This is a genomic window from Pseudomonas sp. MDT2-39-1 (assembly GCF_054898085.1).
Genome location: NZ_CM142716.1, coordinates 5,973,561 through 5,994,958, shown reverse-complemented (window position 1 = coordinate 5,994,958; position 21,398 = coordinate 5,973,561). Strand labels below are relative to the sequence as shown.

Genomic DNA, 21,398 nt, shown 5'->3' with positions numbered 1-21,398 from the left:
CGAACTGACACATCACCCCTGTAGGAGCGAGCCTGCTCGCGATGGCGTCTTCAGCTTCTACATAGATATTGACTGATAGATTGCTATCGCGAGCAGGCTCGCTCCTATAGGGGATCTACGGTGTCTGTCAGGTTGGGTAATTGGCCCGAAGGGCCTCAAGTCCACCCTGATAAATCCCGGAAAACAACTCCTCAACCTCTTTATCACTCACCCCGACCGGCAAAAACCGACCCGACCACGTCACACGAGCCCCGCGCCCCTTGGCCTCAACCTTGATCGTCGCCAGATACTCAGTCGCCGGAAACGGCGCCTGCAAAATCGAGTAACTGTAAGTCTTGCCGGCGTTATCAAACGTCTCCAACCGCTCAACCACCACCGCCCCGTCGGACGTTTGCAGGCTACGCACCCGCCCGCCTTCACTCAGTTCGCTTTTCGGGATAAACGGCAGCCAGTCCGGCAGCGCGTCGAAGCCGCCAATCAATTGCCAAACCTCATCGACCGAAGCCGGAATGTCGATAAACGCTGATGCACTCGCCATGTAATGTTCTCGCTTAATCAAAAAAATTCAGATCGCCATGCTGTCCACGACACCGCCGTCGACCCGCAAGGCCGCGCCCGTCGTGGCTGAGAACAGCGGCGAGGCGATGTAGGCCACCAGGTTGGCGACTTCCTCGACATCTGCCACGCGCTGGATGATCGAGGTCGGCCGCGCGTTGCGCACGAACGCATCGGCTTCTTCCCGGACACTGCGCCCCGATACGGCGGTGGCGTCCTGGAGCATCTGTTCCAGGCCATCGGTTAACGTCGGGCCCGGCAGGATCGCGTTGACCGTCACGCCAGTGCCCGCCAGCCGTTTGGCCAGACCGTGGGACACCGCGAGGTTGGCGCTTTTGGTCACGCCATAATTGAGCATGTCCGCCGGGATCGCGATGCCGGATTCCGAGGACAGGAAAATCACCCGGCCCCAGCGCTGCTTGACCATGTCCGGCACGTAATGCCGGGACAGGCGTACGCCGGAGATCACGTTGACCTCATAGAAGCGCGTCCACTCGCTGTCCGGTGTGTCGAAAAAATCCACCTCGTTGAAGATCCCGAGGTTGTTCACCAGGATGTCCGCTCGCGGTTCGGCGGCGAACAGCTGCTCGGCACCTTCGGCGGTGCCGAGGTCGGCGGTCAGACCACGCAGTTGTGCGCCCGGCACGCTCTGGCGAATGCTCGCCAGCGCCTGTTCGACCTTGGCTGTCTCACGTCCGATTACTACCACCGTGGCGCCGGATTCGGCCAGCGCCTTGCTGATGCCCAGGCCAATGCCGGCGGTGCTGCCGCTGACAATCGCCAGTTTTCCAGTCAGATCGATCTTCATGCTCAAACTCCTCAGATTGGCAGTGGAGCGCGTTCGCTCACCAGTTTCGCGTCACGCATCGCCTGCCAGAAAGCCGCGGGAATGACGGCCGACAGCGCGGCAACATCTTCAGCAATCCGGTCTGGACGGCTGGAGCCTGGAATCACCGCGGCCACCGCCGGATTGGCGAGAGAGAACTGCAACGCAGCGGCCTTGATGTCGACACCGTGGGCGGCAGCGACGCGTTTGATGCTGCGGGAAGTGCCGTGGATTGGCTACACCAGACCGCTGTGGGCGGCGTGGCACCGGATCAATCTGCGGCCGTTGGTGGAAACGTTCAGGAAGGTGCTGACGGAGCCGGGCCCGCATTGATCGTTCCCCGCGTGGGGAACGATCAAACCCTGTGGTGATGACACCTTAATGTGTGAAGTTCACAAAAACCCTGTGGCGAGGGAGCTTGCTCCCGTTCGGCTGCGTAGCAGACGCCAGACAATCCGACGCGGTCTGCCTGACAGTACGTGGTTGCAGGTGTTGGGGCCGCTGCGCGACCCAGCGGGAGCAAGCTCCCTCGCCACAGAGTCTGCTGATGCGGCCCTGATCCCACTCACCTGTTTAAGCGCGAAACAGCACTTGTTTAAACACCTTCAAAGATACTTCCTGAAAGCTACAAATCCTTGCGCCGTTGCCTACGGCTGCGCCAGAATCCGCCGGCTTGTGCGCCTAAGGGCCGCTCGGTAACTTGATTCCCGTCACTGCTCATCAGTGATCGGGTTTAGTCGCCCGCGTTAACTCAGTTGTGCGTGCATCTGTCATGCAGGTCTTTTCGTTCCTGTATTTGATGGTGGCTGTACGCAGGGCGCCCTCGGGCGCGCCGGATTGCTGAGTTTCCCGGTCGACTAACCTGCGTGCAGCTGCCTCCCCTTACGTTTAGTCGCAAGAGGGGTGGCACCCAATATGGAAACTCAGCATATGTTCAAAGTAACGCCAAACCCACCGGACACTGATCAGGTCTCCCCCTACGAACCCGATTCAAAAAAACTCAACGATGCCGCCGAGCGAGCACTCGACTACCACTTCCCATCGAACGCCGACATCAAAGCCACCCCGCGAACACGCAGCACCCTTTTTTCCGTAGACCCCGAGGCCACGGCCGAAACCCTGGCGGTTTATCTGGTCGAAATCCTGGCCTCGGTCGATGTGATGGTCCACCAGTTGGTGGATCATCTGGAGGGTGAATCGCGTTATGCGCTGCTGGGTATTTCCAACAGCATCATGATGGCGGAGATCACGGCCAATCGGGTGTTGGATAAAATCGATCTGCCGAAGTAGGTTTCTCTTGCTGTGGTGAACGGGTAATTGACGTTCGGATGTGCAGCGGTCCCTTTTTTGGGGCCGCTGCGCGGCGCAGCGGACAGATAAATAGATGCGTCCCCTTTCCTGTCCAGAGATTGGACAGGTAAATAAATACGTCCCCTTTTATTCTACGTCCCCTTTTATTCTATCGGAGAAGTGGCTGCGGTCGATTAACGTTTTCTCTTACTAATCCATGGTGCGGATCAAGGTCACTGTCGGGAAATGCAGAGGGAGGTTGCGTCTGAGGGATACAGGTTGACGACGGCGATCTGGAAGTTAGTGATGCCGGCGCCGGGACGATAATGCACGATTCCGAAATAGGCATCGGCGGATGCTTGCATATTGGTGGCGTATGATGTCCTAGTTTCCCTCGGTTCAAATTTGATATTGAGAAGGTCAAGGTGAGCATTGTAATGTTCGGGGGGTATGGGGGATCCGCCGACTTGTATGACCCAGTTAACATATTCGTTATAATTCACGCGCCTGGAACTGTAAAGGTAGGTAACCACATTGGAGGTGGTTACCTGGTACTCCTTGGTTTGATGTTGATCAGATACATAGATGGTGGCGGTACCATTCCCTTCGCTGCGCACCCGACCGTTGCTGTCGACTGAGACGACTAATGGATTCGATGATTGGTACGTATAAGGCGGTGTGCCGCCGGTAGGGACGCGAGTATCGGCGGTGCCGATTGGATCATTTCCGGTGAGAGCCCAATCTAGAACGGTGCCGGTGATCGAAATGTTGAAGCCGTTAAGAACCATCGGTGTCGGGTCCAGCTTCATTTCCGTCACGACCGTCAAAGTCCGCGCGACCGAGGTCTGACCACTGCCATACAACGCTTTGGCAGTGAAACTGTGCGGTTCCACCGACAGTCCGGTCACTGGATGCGTCCAGATGCCGTTGCTTCCCACATCTGCGATGCCTTTGGGAGTCGAGCCATCAAAGATCTCGACTTTCTGACCTGCGCTGGCGGTGCCGATCAGCGTGATGCTGGTTTCGGTCGTCGTATCGCCAATGGGGATTTCCTCCCCGCTAGGTAAACCTGTAACCGAAGTAATCTCGGGCTTCAGATCTACCAGTGCCTCGACGGTGTACACCTGGAACGGAAACCTGACCATCGTGGCCGGATCAGGCTCCTTGCCAAAGTTCACGCCAAACGTGAGGGTCACCTTCCAGCCGTCGCCGAGGGTTTGCAGCCACTCAATGGCCGCGGCCGTGATCAGCCCCGAAGCGGATGCATGTGGCATCCCTTCCCAGACCACCAGGCTAATCGGACTCCCCGTCTTGTCGAACCCGTCATAGCGCAGCCACACGTAGTGCCCGGACACCTGAAGCAACCACGCAGCCACTCTCAACTGTGCGGTGTCCTGCATCTCGGCGACATTCAGGACACCCTCCGCTGTCGCGCCGTCGATCGTCGGCATCGGCAACCGCGTATCGCCATCCGCAATTCGGTTCACATTCAACAACAGCGGCCCGGACTGGCCTACCACCATGCCGCCACGGATCAGCTCCCAGCACAACTGCGGCACCTTGCCATGCCACCTCCCAAGAAACGCAACATCAAGGGTATAAGTCGCTTGATGGTTCGAATCGAGCGTCAACTTCGCAAACGTCGGTGACCCTGGCAACGGGTTGAGCAGCACCAATTGCGCCTGATCCCCAGGCAGCGACCCCGCAAAGGCAACTTGAACCGTCACACCTTGTGGGTAAGCGAGCGGATCGACAGGGTTGGCGGCAGTGACTGGCGGGTCCAGGGTTATCGTCGCCTCCCCGACCACCCGCGCCGTCGCCACTCTAGAGCGGCCCACCAAGTTCGCGCCGTTGAACAGCTCATACGTCACCGTCACCGTGCGCCCGGCCTCGACCTTGTCGTTTGGCACCTCCAGCACACAGATTTTTTTCTGTCCGAACTCGTCCGCCTCGACCGTCCCCGACACCCTCACGATCACATCAGGCCGTCCGCTCAAGGCCGCGATGTAGAGGGCGTTGACGGTGTAACCCACCTGAAAGCGCGCATCGGTGGTCAGGATGATCAGCAGCAACGGATTCCCACGCAGTTTCTCCAGGTCAATAACGCTCAGGTCATCCCCCGGATCGTTCAGTTGCTCGCGTAGCAACGCGGCCGGCAACTGGGTGCCAGCCAGGTCTTCATCCACAGTTTGCGACGCCGACCACACCGCATCGGTGTCTGGCGTGTTGCCGAGCTGGTCGGTGACGGTGTAGGAAAAATCCAGCTTGCCACCCGGTCTGACCGCGCTTTCCAGGTAGGCCCGGGTGACGGTAAAACACACGGTGATCGGGTCCGCCGAACCCGGATTCGGCGGCTGCGGCGCCTCATCCGCGCCGACCTTGTAGGTCATGATTTCGCCGTTGCATTTCAACGTAATCGTGTCGTAGGCCCGGCAGTACGGGTAGGACACGCACACCTGCGCGCTGACAAAATCGGCGCCGACGCCGTTCTTGATCGCGTCGGGCAAGAGCAACGCCAGCTCGGAATGCCCCTCGATCTCGGGGCGGGTGTCTTTCAGGCCGGGGCGGATTTTGTTGTAGAGCAGGATCAGTGGCTCGGAAGTGCCGATGTTCTGACTGCCGCGTTTAATGATGTAAAAAAGCACGTTGAAGCGGTCGGGATGCAGGCGACCCTTTGGGATGCGCAAGGTCGTGATCGCGTTCACATCAATGATGATTTGGTTATCGAGTAACGTGGTCTCGCCCTCCAGCCACAACTCCATGACATCGCCGGGATCGACCGTGCCCGACAGCGCCGGATCCACCTGAACGGTCGCGCCTAAGCCATCGATGACCAGGTCATAAATCACCAGCGAGATGCCGATATCTGCGCCGATAACCGGTTGGGTGGCGCCCTGCACGCGGGGACGATCCAGCACAAGGACGGTGTTCTCGGGGGATTGGGCGGTGGTCATGGCTGAGGCTCCGGCACGTTGGGAGGTGGCTGGAGCTATGAGATAGCGGATTGAGAAAGGCGGCTACTGTCAGATCTGACAGTGGCGACGAGTGGTCATGCGTTTGGACAGTGTTTGAGGCGGATAGAGATTAAGGGTCACGATCGGTGAATAGAGGCGTCCCTTTTCGGCACGGCGAAACGCCCGATGCGATGCACCGGGCGTTGGGGGTGAAACAAATATAAGGATATTTCGGGACTGGACTGACGAACAAATAAATCTGTCCCCTTAACTGATATCTGGTCATTCAGAAGAGACTGGCCGGCTGAGTCTCATCGACTCCGCACCGAACTGCTGAACGGGACCTACCGGTTCACCCTGCTGAGCCGCATTACATCGGCCAATGGCAACGACATCGATCTATGGTCGGCGCGCGATGCCCTGGTGTTGAAGTGTTTGACACTGGTGTTGTCGCAGTATTTACCGCGCTCCCCGCGCTGCTTTCATCTGAAACACAAGGTCTGCAGAGAACCGGTGTCAAGGCCGCTCACGAGACTATCCAGGCCGCGCTCCCCGAGCACCGTTTTGTCTTCAGAACCGACGTTAAGTCTTACTACGCCTCGATGTCGCATCAGCGCCTGATGGCCGATTTGGCTGAGCCGGTGCGCGATCCACACTTGCTCCATTGACTGGCTCAGTTTCTGTCACGTACCACTGAGCGCGGGGGTTTTATGGGAGCATACCCGAGGTATTCCGCTGGCGTGCTCGCTCAGTCCTCTGCTGGGCGGCTTCTACTTGTACCGTTTGGATGTGGCCTTGACCCGGCCGGACGTGTTCTATTTGCGCTATATGGATGATGTACTGGTACTGACGCCGACGCGCCATAAGCTGCGTCAGGTTGTGCGCCTGGTCAATCAGCTGTTTGAGGCGCTTGAGTTGCACCAGCATCCCGACAAAACCTACATCGGGCCCATCGAACGGGGCTTTACCTTCCTGGGTCGGCATTACCCTTCCAATAATCTCGCGTGCTAGGCTCTAATCATCGAAAAAGCGCCTGCTTTAGGAGCAAGCCTCAGCCACTTCCCCTGACGGGAAAGTGGCTGCGGTGGATTAACGTTTTTTCGTACTAACCCATGGCGCGGACCAAGTAGTTAGCTACCTAGGTGATATGCATATACCTTTGTGTTGTGATGCATCTTCGTGCGTGTCGTGCAATTGAAATGGGGGTGGGGCGCCCGGAGCCGTGGATTCCTTGTATGAGGCCAATAAGGCGTTTTTGCGTGGTACTGTCGGGGGGTTGGTCGCGCGATAAAATTGTCTCTCATTAAGGACGGGGCGGAATTTCGATGTCAAAAAGGATACGTGCGCGTTGATATCGGCGAGTGGTATTGGGGATCCGCTGACGGTAGAGATCCAATAGAGGTATTGGGCGTGGTTCATCCTGTTGGGATTGTAAAGATAGGTAACCACATTGGAGGTGACGACCTTGTAGCTTTTGGTTTGATGTTGGTCGGATACGTGGATGATGGCTGTGCCATTCCCTTCACTGCGCACCCGACCATTGCTATCAACTGATGCGATGTTTGGGTGGGAGGACCGATAGGTGAAAGGCGAGGTGCCGCCGGTAGGGACGCGTCTGGCGGCGGTGCCGGCGGGGTCATTTCCGGTGAGTTGCCAATCGAGCCCGGTGCCTGCGATCGAAATGTTGTAGCCGTTGAGGATCATTGGGGTCGGGTCTAGGATCAGTTCCCTCGCAACCGTCAAAGTCCGTGGCGGGGTGGAGACCTGGCCACTGCCATACAACGCTTTGGCGGTGAAGCTATGGGACCCCACCGACAGTCCGGTCACTGGATGCGTCCAGATGCCGTTGCTTCCCACATTCGCGATGCCTTGGGTAGTCGGGCCATCAAAGATCTCGACTTTCTGATCTTTTGTGGCGGTCCCGCTGAGCGTCACGCGGGTGTGAAGGGTGATGTCACCATTGGGAATCTCAACACTTTGCGGGTCTTTAACTGAGGTGATCTCCGGTCTTACCTCCGTCGCAACCGTCAAAGTCCGTGGCGGGATGGAAACCTGGCCACTGCCATATAACGCTTTGGCGGTGAAGCTGTGGGACGCCACCGACAGTCCGGTCAGCGAATGCGTCCAGATGCCGTTGCTTCCCACATCTGCGATGCCTTTGGTAGTCGGGCCATCAAAGATCTCGACTTTCTGACCTTTGCTGGCGGTCCCGCTGAGCGTCACGCGGGTGTGAAAGGTGATGTCACCATTGGGAATCTCAACACTTTGCGGGTCTTTAACTGAGGTGATCTCCGGTCTTACCTCCGTCGCAACCGTCAAAGTCCGTGGCGGGGTGGAGATCTGACCACTGCCATACAACGCTTTGGCAGTGAAACTGTGCGGCGCCACCGACAGTCCGGTCACCGAATGCGTCCAGATGCCGTTGCTTCCCACATTCGCGATGCCTTTGGGAGTCGAGCCATCAAAGATCTCGACTTTCTGACCCGCGCTCGCGGTCCCGCTGAGCGTCACACTGGCGTGAATAGTGGTCTCGCCATTGGGAATCTCAACACTTTGCGGGTCTTTAACTGAGGTGATCTCCGGTCTTACCTCCGTCGCAACCGTCAAAGTCCGTGGCGGGGTGGAAACCAGGCCACTGCCATATAACGCTTTGGCGGTGAAGCTGTGGGACGCCACCGACAGTCCGGTCACCGAATGCGTCCAGATGCCGTTGCTTCCCACATCTGCGATGCCTTTGGTAGTCGGGCCATCAAAGATCTCGACTTTCTGATCTTTCGTGGCGGTCCCGCTGAGCGTCACACTGGTGTGAAGGGTGGTCTCGCCATTGGGAATCTCAACACTTTGCGGGTCTTTAACTGAGGTGATCTCCGGTCTTACCTCCGTCGCAACCGTCAAAGTCCGTGGCGGGGTGGAAACCAGGCCACTGCCATATAACGCTTTGGCGGTGAAGCTGTGGGACGCCACCGACAGTCCGGTCTGCAAATGCGTCCAGATGCCGTTGCTTCCCACATCTGCGATGCCTTTGGGAGTCGGGCCATCAAAGATCTCGACTTTCTGACCCGCGCTGGCGGTCCCACTGAGCGTCACACTGGTGTGAATAGTGGTCTCGCCATTGGGTATCTCAACACTTTGCGGGTCTTTAACCGAGGTGATTTCTGGCCTCACTTCGATCAGGGCCTTGACGGTGTAGGTTCTGATCGGGAATGCCAGCGCCTGCGCTTCGTCCTGACTGCGACCCAGCGCCGCCTTGAACTCGACTGTCAGCGTCGAACCGTCCTTGAGCTCCATCAACTCGGCATAAGGCGCCAGCGCTTCAAAAAAACCGTTATCAATCCACCCCTGATTGGTAAACGCAAAAGGCGCCGCCCAAATCACCTGATGATAAGAATCCCCATTGGCCTTGGTCCCGCTCAATGTCAGCCACACATACTGCCCCAACGCAATAAACGGCCAGTCGCTGAACCACATCAACCCTGCTGCGGTGAGGTCCTTGAGGTGCAACTCCGGACCTTCGCCGTTGTTTGCTGCTTGTTTGAGTTTGGGTCTGTAGGCATCCCCCAGCACCAGCGGCAACACGTTCAGCGTCAACGGTTTGGAAGGTTGCGCTGGCGCATTTCCCCGGGTGATGGTGAAGAACACCGTGATGGGTTTGCCCAGGCTGAACGCAATCAGCGACGTCGGCAAGGCGATAATCAAGCCGATTAGACTGATCGGTTGTGGCACGGTGGTGTGGCTGCCTTCGTCAGGGGTGCCCGGTGCGCCGGTCCAGGTCACGCTGAGCAGATCGGTGGGCAACAAACCCGCTGGGGGGATGATCGCGGTCAGGGCCTGCTGAGCCGCCAGGGGATCGAGGCTGGTGTTGTTCGGCGCCTGTTGAATCGTCGGCCGCTCCAGCTCAATCGTCGCCTCCCCGACCACCCGCGCCGTCGCTGTTCTAGAGCGGCCCACCAAGGTCGTGCCGTCGAACAGCTCATACGTCACCGTCACCGTGCGCCCGGCCTCGACCTTGTCGTTTGGCACCTCCAGCACACAGATTTTTTTCTGTCCGAACTCGTCGGCCTCGACTGTCCCTGACACCCTCACGGTCACATCCGGCCGTCCGCTCAAGGCCGCGATGTAGAGGGCGTTGACGGTGTAACCCACCTGAAAGCGCGCATCGGCGGTCAGGATGATCAGCAGCAACGGATTCCCACGCAGTTTCTCCAGGTCAATGACGCTCAAGTCATCACCGGGATCGTTCAGTTGCTCGCGTAGCAACGCCGCCGGCAACTGGGTGCCAGCCAGGTCTTCATCCACAGTTTCCGACGCCGACCACACCGCATCGGTGTCTGGCGTGTTGCCGAGCTGGTCGGTGACGGTGTAGGAAAAATCCAGCTTGCCGCCCGGTCTGACCGCGCTTTCCAGGTAGGCACGGGTGACGGTAAAACACACGGTGATCGGGTCCGCCGAACCCGGATTCGGCGGCTGCGGCGCCTCATCCGCGCCGACCTTGTAGGTCATGATTTCGCCGTTGCATTTCAACGTGATCGTGTCGTAGGCCCGGCAGTACGGGTAGGACACACACACCTGTGCGCTGACAAAATCGGCGCCGACGCCGTTCTTGATCGCGTCGGGCAGCAGCAACACCAGCTCGGAATGCCCGTCGATATCGGGGCGGGTGTCTTTCAGGCCGGGGCGGATCTTGTTGTAGAGCAGGATCAGTGGCTCGGAAGTGCCGATGTTCTGACTGCCGCGCTTGATGATGTAAAAAAGCACGTTGAAGCGGTCGGGATGCAGGCGGCCCTTGGGGATGCGCAAGGTCGTGATCGCGTTCACATCGGTGATGATTTGGTTATCGAGGAACGTGGTCTCGCCCTCCAGCCACAACTCCATGACATCGCCGGGATCGACCGTGCCCGACAGCGCCGGATCCACCTGAACGGTCGCGCCTAAGCCATCGATGACCAGGTCATAAATCACCAGCGAGATGCCGATATCTGCGCCGATAACCGGTTGGGTGGCGCCCTGCACGCGGGGGCGATCCAGCACAAGGACGGTGTTCTCGGGGGATTGGGCGGTGGTCATGGCTGAGGCTCCGGCACGTTGGGAGGTGGCTGGAGCTATGAGATAGTGGATTGAGAAAGGCGGCTACTGTCAGATCTGACAGTGGCGACGAGTGGTCATGCGTTTGGACAGTGTTTGAGGCGGATAGAGATTAAGGGTCACGATCGGTGAATAGAGGCGTCCCTTTTCGGCACGGCGAAACGCCCGATGCGATGCACCGGGCGTTGGGGGTGAAACAAATATAAGGTTATTTCGGGACTGGACTGACGAACAAATAAATCTGTCCCCTTAACTACGGAAGCAGCCCTGGCCTGACCGAATTCCTGTGGCAGTTGAGAGCATTCCCACGCTGGAGCATGGGAACGAACAAAAAGTGAAGAGTACACAAAACCCTGTGGCGAGGGGGTTCACCCCCGTTGGGTCGCGTAGCGGCCCCAAAACCTGCAACCGCGCACTTTCAGGATGATCGCGTCGGATGGTTTGGCGCCTGCTGCGCCCGGGCGCGGATCGGTCGGCGGGAGCAAGCTCCCTCGCCACAGAATGTTGTGTATGAACACATCCAGCTACCTATCGCGCACGCCTGTTTAACCGTGAAGCAGCGCATGTTTAAACACCCTCAAAGATACTTCCTGAAAGCTACAAAACCTTGCGCCGTTGCCTACGGCTGCGCCAGAATCCGCCGGCTTGTGCGCCTAAGGGTCGCTCGGTAACTTGATCCCCGTCACTGCCCATCAGTGATCGGGTTTAGTCGCCCGTGGTTGTTAGTATGCATAGCGCGTCATTCAGTCAGGCATTTCAGTCCTGTGCTTAATGGTGGTTGTGCGCAGGGCGCCCTCGGGCGCGCCGGTTTTGCTAACTCCCCCGGTCGACTAACCTGCGCACAGCCGCCACCATTCGTTTAGTCGCGATGTGGTTGCGGCTCCATTTCAGGAGTTTGCACCTATGTTCAAAGTTACGCCAAACCCGCCAGACACCGATCCGGCCTCGCCATACGAACCCGATTCAAAAAAACTCAACGAGGCCGCCGAGCGAGCGCTCGACTTCCACTTCCCATCGAACGCCGACATCAAAGCCACCCAACGAACACGCAGCACCCTGTTTTCCGTAGACCCCGAGGCCACGGCCGAAACCCTGGCGGTTTATCTGGTCGAAATCCTGGCCTCGGTCGATGTGATGGTCCACCAGTTGGTGGATCATCTGGACGGAGAATCCCGCTACGCGCTGCTGGGTATTTCCAACAGCATCATGATGGCGGAGATCACGGCCAATCGGGTGTTGGATAAAATCGATCTGCCTAAGTAGGTTTCTCTTGCTGTGGTGAACGGGTAATTGACGTTTGGCGTTCGATGATAAAGCGATCCGCTTTATCTAGGATTGACTGGATAGGATCAGCCTAAAGAACAGCGTGGCATCATCTTTTGCTTCTGACCTGAGCTCCGGATTCAGGACCGTCAACCACTCAGCAGCTGCTTCGACATAAAAAATGACAGCCCCATCTATTCATGACCTCGTGGCCCACGACGTACTGACCGCGGCTTTTGACTGGTTATGTCACAGCCGCCGTCACTACCCGGACGCGGCGGATATCTGGTCCTTCAGAAGAGACTGGCCGGCTGAGTCTCATCGACTCCGAACCGAACTGCTTACCGGGACCTACCGGTTCGCCCTGCTGAGCCGCATTACATCGGCCAATGGCAACGACATCGATCTATGGTCGGCGCGCGATGCCCTGGTGTTGAAGTGTCTGGCGCTGGTCTTGTCCCAACACTTACCTCGCTCCCCACGCTGCTTTCATCTGAAAACACAAGGCCTGCAGAGAACCGGCGTCAAGGCCGCTCACGAGACTATCCAGGCCGCGCTCCCCGAGCACCGTTTTGTCTTCAGAACCGACGTTAAGTCTTACTACGCCTCCATGTCGCATCAGCGCCTTATGGCCAATTTAGCTGAGCCGGTGCGCGATCCACACTTGCTCCATTTACTGGCTCAGTATCTGTCACGTATCACTGAGCGCGGCGGTTTATTTTGGGAGCATACCCGAGGTATTCCGCTGGCGTGCTCGCTCAGTCCTCTGCTGGGCGGCTTCTACTTGTACCGTTTGGATGTGGCCTTGACCCGGCCGGACGTGTTCTATTTGCGCTATATGGATGATGTACTGGTACTGACGCCGACGCGCCATAAGCTGCGTCAGGCTGTGCGCCTGGCCAATCAGTTGTTTGAGGCGCTAGAACTGCACCAGCATCCCGACAAAACCTACATCGGGCCCATCGAACGGGGCTTTACCTTCCTGGGTCGGCATTATCCCGCCCAATAGCCTCGTGTGCTAGGCTCTATGCATCGTCAAAACGCCTGCTTTAGGAGCAAGCCTCAGCCACTTCCCCTGACGGGGAAGTGGCTGAGGTGGATTAACGTTTTTTCGTACTAACCCATGGTACGGGTGTTTTCTGGCTTACCGTTCGAGGAATGCGATGCCCGGGAAGATTTCGTTGGGTCGGGCGTCGAACCGCTGCCACTCAGTGTTTCCCGATCCACGGCAGTATAAGATCCGACTGGATGTTGGTGGATGGTAACTGTTTGGGCGTGAGCATCTGATTGCCCCGTTGGTGTGGGGGCGGTATTTGGCCATGATCAAGTTGCTGTATGTGTTGTCTTTATATCGTGGGATGGTGGCGTTGTTGTCGGTTACCCATTGGGTGTATTGGGTGTGGTTGATGGGGGTGTCTATGTGTATGACGCGGCTTACGTTTGCCGTTGTGACGGGGAATGATTTCGTTTGGGTTTGGTCCGACACATAGATGGTGGCGGTGCCAGTCCCTTCACTGCGCACACGACCGGTGATGCGGTCAACCGAGGCGATTAATGGATTAGATGATTGGAATGAATAAGGCGGTGTGCCGCCGGTAGGGACGCGGGTGGCGGCGGTGTCGGCTGGGTCATTTCCGGTGAGGGTCCAATCGAGCCCGGTACCTGCGATAGAAATGTTGAAGCCGTTGAGAACCATTGGGGTCGGGTCCAGAATCATTTCCGTCGTAACCGTCAAAGTCCGTGGCGGGGTGGAAACCAGGCCACTGCCATATAACGCTTTGGCGGTGAAGCTGTGGGACGCCACCGACAGTCCGGTCACCGAATGCGTCCAGATGCCGTTGCTTCCCACATCTGCGATGCCTTTGGTAGTCGGGCCATCAAAGATCTCGACTTTCTGACCCGCGCTCGCGGTCCCGCTGAGCGTCACACTGGTGTGAATAGTGGTCTCGCCATTGGGTATCTCAACACTTTGCGGGTCTTTAACCGAGGTGATTTCTGGCCTCACTTCGATCAGGGCCTTGACGGTGTAGGTTCTGATCGGGAATGCCAGCGCCTGCGCTTCGTCCTGACTGCGACCCAGCGCCGCCTTGAACTCGACTGTCAGCGTCGAACCGTCCTTGAGCTCCATCAACTCGGCATAAGGCGCCAGCGCTTCAAAAAAACCGTTATCAATCCACCCCTGATTGGTAAACGCAAAAGGCGCCGCCCAAATCACCTGATGATAAGAATCCCCATTGGCCTTGGTCCCGCTCAATGTCAGCCACACATACTGCCCCAACGCAATAAACGGCCAGTCGCTGAACCACATCAACCCTGCTGCGGTGAGGTCCTTGAGGTGCAACTCCGGACCTTCGCCGTTGTTTGCCGCTTGTTTGAGTTTGGGTCTGTAGGCATCCCCCAGCACCAGCGGCAACACGTTCAGCGTCAACGGCTTGGAAGGTTGCGCTGGCGCATTTCCACGGGTGATGGTGAAGAACACCGTGATGGTTTTGCCCAGGCTGAACGCAATCAGCGACGTCGGCAAGGCGATAATCAAGCCGATTAGACTGATCGGTTGTGGCACGGTGGTGTGGCTGCCTTCGTCAGGGGTGCCCGGTGCGCCGGTCCAGGTCACGCTGAGCAGATCGGTGGGCAACAAACCCGCTGGGGGTATGATCGCGGTCAGGGCCTGCTGAGCCGCCAGGGGATCGAGGCTGGTGTTGTTCGGCGCCTGTTGAATCGTCGGCCGCTCCAGCTCAATCGTCGCCTCCCCGACCACCCGCGCCGTCGCTGTTCTAGAGCGGCCCACCAAGGTCGTGCCGTCGAACAGCTCATACGTCACCGTCACCGTGCGCCCGGCCTCGACCTTGTCGTTTGGCACCTCCAGCACACAGATTTTTTTCTGTCCGAACTCGTCGGCCTCGACTGTCCCTGACACCCTCACGGTCACATCCGGCCGTCCGCTCAAGGCCGCGATGTAGAGGGCGTTGACGGTGTAACCCACCTGAAAGCGCGCATCGGTGGTCAGGATGATCAGCAGCAACGGATTCCCACGCAGTTTCTCCAGGTCAATGACGCTCAAGTCATCACCGGGATCGTTCAGTTGCTCGCGTAGCAACGCCGCCGGCAACTGGGTGCCAGCCAGGTCTTCATCCACAGTTTCCGACGCCGACCACACCGCATCGGTGTCTGGCGTGTTGCCGAGCTGGTCGGTGACGGTGTAGGAAAAATCCAGCTTGCCGCCCGGTCTGACCGCGCTTTCCAGGTAGGCACGGGTCACGGTAAAACACACGGTGATCGGGTCCGCCGAACCCGGATTCGGCGGCTGCGGCGCCTCATCCGCGCCGACCTTGTAGGTCATGATTTCGCCGTTGCATTTCAACGTGATCGTGTCGTAGGCCCGGCAGTACGGGTAGGACACGCACACCTGCGCGCTGACAAAATCGGCGCCGACGCCGTTCTTGATCGCGTCGGGCAGCAGCAACACCAGCTCGGAATGCCCGTCGGTCTCGGGGCGGGTGTCTTTCAGGCCGGGGCGGATTTTGTTGTAGAGCGCAGTCAGCACATCGGAGGTGCCGATGTTCTGGCTGCCGCGCCTGATGGTGTAAAAAAGTTTGTTGATCCGGTCTGGATGCAGGCGACCTTTGGGGACGCGCAGCGTCGTGATGGCGTTGACATCGACAATGATTTCATAGTCCAGATACGTGACCTCGCCGTCCAGCCACAACTCCATGACATCGCCGGGATCGACCGTGCCCGACAGCGCCGGATCCACCTGAACGGTGGCGCCCTCGCCATCAATGACCAGGTCATAAATCACCAGCGAGACCCCGATATGTGCACCTTCGATCGACTGGGTCGCGCCCAGCACTCGGGGGGCGAAGAGCACAAGGACGGTGTTCTCGGGGGATTGGGCGGTGGTCATGGCTGGCGGCTCCGGCACAATGGAAGTGGACTGGAGCAATCAGATAGCAGAACGAAAAAGGCGGCTACTGTCAGATCTGACAGTAGCGACGAGTGGTCATCGGCAAAGGGTTGAATAAGAGTGTCCGCTCTCCTCTCCCTTCCTTTTCTCTGGTTCCCGGTAAACCGCGTGCACAGGATTCACGACTGCTGCGCAGCCGAACGTAAACCCCCTCGCCACAGGTGGGGTGGTGAGACCTTGATGTGTGGAACTCGCACCCACCATTCAATGCTGATACCCCCTCATCACCGGTGCCCTCTCACCACAAAGTTTGATGCTTTACTGAAAAGACCCCAAAACCCTGCGAGTATCCGCACATGAACCGCAACGACCTGCGCCGCGTGGACATGAACCTGCTGGTGAGTTTCGAAACGTTGATGTTCGAAAAGAACCTGACCCGGGCTGGGGAGAAGCTGTTCCTCGGTCAGCCCGCTGTCAGTGCCTCGCTGGCCAAATTGCGCGATCTGTTCGACGATCCGTTGCTGGTGCGCAACGGTCGGGTATTGGAGCCGACCCAGCGCGCGTTGGTGATTCTCAAGGAACTGCAGCCGGCGATGGACACCCTCTCTGGCGCGGTCAGCCGGGCCAAGGATTTCGACCCATCGACCAGCCGTGATGTGTTCCGTATCGGACTGTCTGACGATGCCGAGTTCGGCTTGTTTCCGCCGTTGCTCAAGCAGATTCGCGAAGAGGCGCAGAACGTCGTGGTGGTGGTGCGTCGGGTGAATTACTTGCTGATGTCGTCGATGCTCGGCTCCGGGGAGATTTCCGTCGGGATCAGCTACACCACGGAACTGCCGGCCAATGCCAAGCGCAAAAAGCTGCAGGACCTGAGCGTAAAAATCCTGCGTGGCGATGACCGTCCCGGCCCCCTGCCCCTGGATGAATACTGCGCTCGCCCTCACGCGCTGGTGTCGTTTTCCGGGGATTTGACCGTTGCTATCGACAACGATCTGGCGCGCATCGGCCGCTCGCGGCGAGTGGTGCTGGCGGTGCCGCAGTTCTCCGGGCTGCGCGCCTTGCTGGCCGGCACCGATATGCTGGCCACGGTGCCGGATTACGCGGCGTGTGCGCTGATCGAGGGCAGCAGCCAGTTGCGCGCCGACGACCCGCCGTTTGATATCGTGCTGTCCGAGCTGTCCATGGTCTGGAACGGGGTCAACGAAAACGATCCGGCAGAACGTTGGTTGCGCTCGCGAATTGCCCAACACATGTCGGCTGAACTGCCGGTGCTCTGAGCGATTTGAAATCCGGATCGGTCTCGCGCAGGAAGATCGGCATGTCGGTCATCGGTGGCATGGCTGGAATGTCGAAATACATCTGGATCACCCAGCCACGGTGATAACTGGCGTGATTGACCACGTGCATCAGCATCGCGCCGGCGCTCATGGTGCCGCTCTCGCCCGAGACAAACGTGAACTCGACGGGTTTATCCAGCGACGTCTCGCTTTGCCGGGCGCTCCACCGGCAATACCAGTGATCGATCTCTTTTTGCGCCATGCGCAAGTCGGCCAGGTCGGGATGCAGCAGATCGTGTGAGGTTTTGAAGCCGTGCCCTCGGCCCTCGAGGTGAGCCTGCCAGATGCAGTCCACGACGTAGATGTGGTTCAGGGTGCCGATCATGTTTTTGAACACCGACACCCGCTTTTTGTTGACCTCTCCCGGCGGCAACGCGGCCAGGCTGTCAAAGAGGCGCTGATCGGCCCATTGCTTGTAATCGGCAAGGATGCGGGCAGTGCGTACGTTGATCATCAGAGTTCTCCCATTACGATGGGCGCACTGGCAAGCATAGCCCGCACAGAGGGGGGCATCGCAAAGGCTGATAACCGGCACTTCGCCGCTACGCGGTTTTGGGTAGCAGCTGCTACAGGTAATGCGGAGTCAGATGGTTCACCACCCGATCCGCCAGTGCCAGGCAACTGGTGAGGCCCGGTGATTCGATGCCGAACAGGTTCACCAGCCCCGACCACCACGCATTCAATATCGACGCTCACTTGCTTGCGCTCCTTTCAAGCCCAAAAACTCAGAACGTTCCTGGGTAACTGCCCCCGTCCAGCAACAGGTTTTGCCCGGTGAGGAAACCGGCGTGGGCGCTGCAAATGAACGCGCAATACGCACCGAACTCATCAGGCTGCCCGAAGCGCTGGGCCGGTACGTTTCTGCGCCGCTGTTCGCCAATTCTTTCGACGCTGGCACCATTGGCCTCGGCGGCGGCGCTCAGTGTCTTGTAAAAACGCTCGGTCTCGAATGCCAAGGCGCGAGCACAGGCCAGACCCAGCCCTTTGCTGGCCGCGCCTGTTAAGTGAAGTAGTTGACGCAAGTTTCTACGTTACCACTGCGGATGTCAGTGAATCGCGACCGGGTTGATGTTGACCTGGGTCGAGCCCTTGTACAGCGGCTGTCCCAGGACAAACATGAACTCCCACGCCTTGTCTTTCACCAGCGCACGGCTGTCGATCAGTTCAAGGTTGTAGATGCCGTTCTTGGCCAGCATGAATTGGTTGACCGGGAATTCCTGGCCGTCTTTGGCCGGGTAGATTTCCGAAGCCCAAGTGTCGCCGCCGAATGCGACGATCTGCTTGTCCGCCAGCCACTTGGCCGCGGCCATACCGATGCCCGGTTCCACGGCGAGGAATTTCTCGTTGTCCTTGCCCAGCAGTTCCAGCCAACCGGTGTTGAACAACACCACGTCGCCCTTCTGAATGCTGATGCCTTGCAGGTCCAGTGCCTTCTGGATGTCGGCGACGCTGAACTCGTTTTTCTCCGGCACGATGGCGCTGCCGTACACGACGGTCATGTCCAGCACCACGCCACGGGTGACGATGGGCGGGACTTTTTCGATGCCGAGTTTCTTCACCCCTTCCACAGTCACAAAATCGGCTGCGCGGTTACCGTTGTAGTAGACGTTGTCGATGCCGATGTGGCCGATGCGGTTGAGCTGGGTGCCGACGCCGGTCCAGCCGACCACCAGTTCATCGTTGAGGGTGAATTTGTTCGGCCCCATCGTGGAGCCGCCCGCTTCGCCCGGCTGGATGTTGGTCAGGTGAAAGCTGCGATGACGGAAAGCCGGCAGGGTTTTGTCGATGGGCACGGCCAGCGGGTAGGTTTTGCCGGTCTTGATCCGTTTGGAAGTGTTGATCACCGACTCGGCGTTGAGCAGATTCAGCGCGCCGATTTCATCGTTGGCGCCGTATTCCGAGGGGTACCATTTTTCGCTATCCGCAACGTGGGCGGCATTGAGGGTGAACAACAGGGCAAACGGCAGTACCAATCGATTGAGCATGAACGGGTCCTTGTGACGTTGCAGTGGACCCAAGGTACGCAGCCCGTCTGAGGGGAAACAGACAGGTACGGGCAATACAATTGTTCTGGATTGTCACGAGTGACGCCTGTAGGAGTGAGCCTGTGTGGCGAGGGGATTCGTCCCCATTCGGCTGCGAAGCAGTCGTAAAAACCGGTGAATACGGTTTTTCTGAAACACCGTAATCACAGGTTCAGGGCCGCTTCGCAGCCCAACGGGGATGAATCCCCTCGCCACAAACGCTCGCTCCCACAGGGAATGTGGTTAGCTGGCGGCCACTTCGTCGTTTGGAGGTTGAACTCTGCCGGCCGCAATGACATAACCCCCGCAAATCCGGCCGCTTGTATCAGCGTCGCTGAAACACAAGACCATGAACGACATAACCCGAACACCTCATCCCGATCAGCCACGCTCTATCGTGTTCGTCGCGTTCCCGGAGATGGGCCTGCTGGATCTGACCGGGGCGCAAACCGTGTTCTGGGCGGCCTCCAAAGCCTTGGCCGAGCGCAGTTTGCCGGGCTACATCCGGCACACCGCCAGCCTCACCGGCGGGCTGATTCAGACAGCGGAAGGCCTGGCGGTAGACACATTGCGATTGAGCGACATCGACGAGCATTCGATCGATACCCTGATCGTCCCCGGCGCACCGGATGTTCGTCATGCGATGAACAATTCCCAGGCGTTGGTCGCCTGGCTGAAATCTGCATCGGTCAACGTCAAGCGCACAGCCTCCGTGTGCAGCGGTGCCTTCCTGCTGGCGCAAGCCGGTTTGCTCGACGGCCGCCGCGCTGCGACTCACTGGGCGATGTGCGACATGCTCAAGCGGGGCTTCCCGTCGATTGAAGTCGATAGCGATGCGATCTTCATCCAGCAAGGTTCGGTGTGGACGTCGGCGGGTGTCAGCGCCGGCATCGACTTGGCGCTGGCGATGGTGGAAGCCGACTGCGGCCGTGAAGTGGCGCTGGAGGTCGCCCGGGAACTGGTGGTGTTTCTCAAGCGCCCCGGCGGCCAGGCCCAGTACAGCCAATTGCTGCAATCGCGACCGAGGACGGTGCCGCCTTCGACGATTTGCACCTATGGATCGCGCAAAGCCTGAGCAGCGAAAAGCTCACCGTTGAAGCGCTGGCCGAAAAGATGCAGATGAGCCCGCGAAACTTTGCCCGGGTCTACAAACTCAAGACCGGCCGCACCCCGGCCAAATCGGTGGAAGTGCTGCGACTGGAAGCCGCCCGACGCCTGCTGGAAGAGTCCGAGCGCAACATTGATCAAATTGCCCGGCAATGCGGGTTTGGTGATGAAGAACGCATGCGTTTTACCTTTCAGCGCAACCTTGGAATCTCGACGAGGGATTATCGCAATCGATTCTCCCGTTAATCACCGAGGCGTGTCACTAACTGTCATTTAGCTGAACACGTTCTAACTTCAATATTCGAATCCAATGTTTTTTCCATTCAACTCGGCATTTAGCGGACATTGAAGGTTGACTTCACCCACCTCCCTGAGTAAATTGCCCGGGCCTTCGACGAAGGCCTTTTTTCAACTCACAAAAGAATCCAATGGACACAGTATCTAGTCGCTGTCGGGACACTGCGAATTCGCGGAACCTGGCACATAACCCAGTAAATGACGGGACTCGACTTTTCGGTCGGGTGAGCTGCGCTAGAGCTTGATGCTCCACCGTAACTTGCCTCACCGGCGTCCGTCCGGTCCAGAGGCATGTTATGAACTTTAAAACCACCGTAATGCCGGGCGTACGCGCCTTTGCATCGACCATGCGGGTCAAGCTGTGCCGTGAGCGTCTATTGACGACTCGGGTCAGCGCCCCGTTTTCCAGCCCTTCTTCCCCTGCCAAGGCACACCCTCGTGCCAACTGGCGCGTCTGCCCGATGACGGGTCGGCTTCAGCAACGCTGGAGCTTCGACGACAGCCAGGAACCACCGAGTCGGCGCATCGCGCGAATGTTCGGTCTGATCCTCCGGGCCCGCACCTTCAGTTGATCTGAAGGCACTCCAAAGTCTTTCCCTGAACGTTTTCCTTAATAGGGAATTCGGCAGCTTCTTATTGCCTTTTAGAACATAAAATTGTTGGAGTTAGTTATGGACGAAGCCAGTAGACGGTTCGCTGCGTATCAACTTTTCATTGATACGCAGCGAACGTTAAAACACAAGAAAACAACACTTTCGA

14 protein-coding genes and 5 pseudogenes are annotated in these 21,398 nt (G+C 58.3%); 9 read left to right on the top strand and 10 right to left on the bottom strand.

Going from position 1 to position 21,398, the window contains the following annotated elements:
* Nucleotides 1–127: 127 nt before the first annotated feature.
* From ACYZTM_RS27870 to ACYZTM_RS27860, 3 genes and pseudogenes are all read right to left on the bottom strand, one after another.
* Entirely contained in the window at nt 128–538 is a 411-nt protein-coding gene (locus ACYZTM_RS27870; protein ID WP_461985808.1) for an SRPBCC family protein, read from the bottom strand.
* Nucleotides 539–565: 27 nt separating this feature from the next.
* A complete protein-coding gene (locus tag ACYZTM_RS27865) occupies nt 566–1,363 on the bottom strand; it encodes an SDR family NAD(P)-dependent oxidoreductase (RefSeq protein WP_461985806.1) in 798 nt (265 codons plus the stop codon).
* Nucleotides 1,364–1,374: 11 nt separating this feature from the next.
* Nucleotides 1,375–1,593 (bottom strand): annotated as a pseudogene (locus tag ACYZTM_RS27860) (aldo/keto reductase); the annotation flags it as partial.
* Here ACYZTM_RS27860 and ACYZTM_RS27855 point away from each other — a divergent pair.
* Together ACYZTM_RS27855 and ACYZTM_RS27850 are read left to right on the top strand one after the other, a co-directional pair.
* Nucleotides 1,592–1,714: pseudogene (locus tag ACYZTM_RS27855) on the top strand (LysR family transcriptional regulator); the annotation flags it as partial. The pseudogenes ACYZTM_RS27860 and ACYZTM_RS27855 sit on opposite strands and share 2 nt — an antisense overlap.
* 597 nt (nt 1,715–2,311) lie before the next feature.
* Nucleotides 2,312–2,671 carry a DUF6124 family protein gene (locus tag ACYZTM_RS27850; protein WP_461985804.1) on the top strand — a complete coding sequence of 120 codons (360 nt, stop codon included), beginning with the start codon at nt 2,312–2,314 and terminating at the stop codon, nt 2,669–2,671.
* Nucleotides 2,672–2,904: 233 nt separating this feature from the next.
* On the opposite strand, the gene ACYZTM_RS27845 is transcribed toward ACYZTM_RS27850, so the two are convergent.
* Nucleotides 2,905–5,625 (bottom strand): hypothetical protein, encoded by a 2,721-nt coding sequence (locus ACYZTM_RS27845; RefSeq protein WP_461985802.1) that lies wholly within the window; start codon nt 5,623–5,625, stop codon nt 2,905–2,907.
* Between the two features lie 431 nt (nt 5,626–6,056).
* Here ACYZTM_RS27845 and ACYZTM_RS27840 point away from each other — a divergent pair, with 431 nt between their 5' ends.
* Both ACYZTM_RS27840 and ACYZTM_RS27835 read left to right on the top strand, forming a co-directional pair.
* Nucleotides 6,057–6,293: a hypothetical protein gene (locus tag ACYZTM_RS27840; RefSeq protein ID WP_461985800.1), complete on the top strand. Its 237-nt coding sequence runs from the start codon at nt 6,057–6,059 to the stop codon at nt 6,291–6,293.
* Entirely contained in the window at nt 6,253–6,636 is a 384-nt protein-coding gene (locus tag ACYZTM_RS27835; RefSeq protein WP_461989243.1) for a reverse transcriptase domain-containing protein, read from the top strand. Before ACYZTM_RS27840 ends, ACYZTM_RS27835 begins: the two co-directional genes overlap by 41 nt.
* Nucleotides 6,637–6,759: 123 nt before the next feature.
* Here the strand turns inward: ACYZTM_RS27835 and ACYZTM_RS27830 are convergent, their stop codons facing one another.
* Nucleotides 6,760–10,689: a hypothetical protein gene (locus ACYZTM_RS27830; protein WP_461985798.1), complete on the bottom strand. Its 3,930-nt coding sequence runs from the start codon at nt 10,687–10,689 to the stop codon at nt 6,760–6,762.
* A 921-nt stretch (nt 10,690–11,610) separates the two neighbouring features.
* On the opposite strand from ACYZTM_RS27830, the gene ACYZTM_RS27825 reads away from it, so the two are divergent.
* Nucleotides 11,611–11,970 (top strand): DUF6124 family protein, encoded by a 360-nt coding sequence (locus tag ACYZTM_RS27825; RefSeq protein WP_131061665.1) that lies wholly within the window; start codon nt 11,611–11,613, stop codon nt 11,968–11,970.
* 181 nt (nt 11,971–12,151) lie between these two features.
* A complete protein-coding gene (locus ACYZTM_RS27820; protein WP_461985796.1) occupies nt 12,152–12,979 on the top strand; it encodes a reverse transcriptase domain-containing protein in 828 nt (275 codons plus the stop codon).
* A 135-nt stretch (nt 12,980–13,114) separates the two neighbouring features.
* Here the strand turns inward: ACYZTM_RS27820 and ACYZTM_RS27815 are convergent, their stop codons facing one another.
* A complete protein-coding gene (locus ACYZTM_RS27815; protein WP_461985793.1) occupies nt 13,115–15,874 on the bottom strand; it encodes a hypothetical protein in 2,760 nt (919 codons plus the stop codon).
* Nucleotides 15,875–16,230: 356 nt separating this feature from the next.
* Here ACYZTM_RS27815 and ACYZTM_RS27810 point away from each other — a divergent pair, with 356 nt between their 5' ends.
* Nucleotides 16,231–17,151: a LysR substrate-binding domain-containing protein gene (locus tag ACYZTM_RS27810; protein WP_461985791.1), complete on the top strand. Its 921-nt coding sequence runs from the start codon at nt 16,231–16,233 to the stop codon at nt 17,149–17,151.
* Here ACYZTM_RS27810 and ACYZTM_RS27805 read toward each other — a convergent pair.
* The 4 genes and pseudogenes from ACYZTM_RS27805 to ACYZTM_RS27790 form a co-directional block, all read right to left on the bottom strand.
* Entirely contained in the window at nt 17,072–17,665 is a 594-nt protein-coding gene (locus ACYZTM_RS27805; protein WP_461985789.1) for a DinB family protein, read from the bottom strand. The genes ACYZTM_RS27810 and ACYZTM_RS27805 overlap by 80 nt on opposite strands.
* Nucleotides 17,666–17,777: 112 nt before the next feature.
* Nucleotides 17,778–17,876 (bottom strand): annotated as a pseudogene (locus ACYZTM_RS27800) (hypothetical protein); the annotation flags it as partial.
* Between the two features lie 60 nt (nt 17,877–17,936).
* Nucleotides 17,937–18,164 (bottom strand): annotated as a pseudogene (locus ACYZTM_RS27795) (SDR family oxidoreductase); the annotation flags it as partial.
* Between the two features lie 93 nt (nt 18,165–18,257).
* On the bottom strand, nt 18,258–19,196 hold the full coding sequence (locus tag ACYZTM_RS27790) for a cyclase family protein (RefSeq protein ID WP_461985787.1): 939 nt from the start codon (nt 19,194–19,196) through the stop codon (nt 18,258–18,260).
* Between the two features lie 388 nt (nt 19,197–19,584).
* Between ACYZTM_RS27790 and ACYZTM_RS27785 the strand changes: the two are divergent.
* Both ACYZTM_RS27785 and ACYZTM_RS27780 read left to right on the top strand, forming a co-directional pair.
* Nucleotides 19,585–20,588 (top strand): annotated as a pseudogene (locus tag ACYZTM_RS27785) (GlxA family transcriptional regulator).
* A 347-nt stretch (nt 20,589–20,935) separates the two neighbouring features.
* On the top strand, nt 20,936–21,211 hold the full coding sequence (locus ACYZTM_RS27780; protein WP_461985785.1) for a hypothetical protein: 276 nt from the start codon (nt 20,936–20,938) through the stop codon (nt 21,209–21,211).
* The last annotated feature ends 187 nt before the right edge of the window (nt 21,212–21,398 follow it).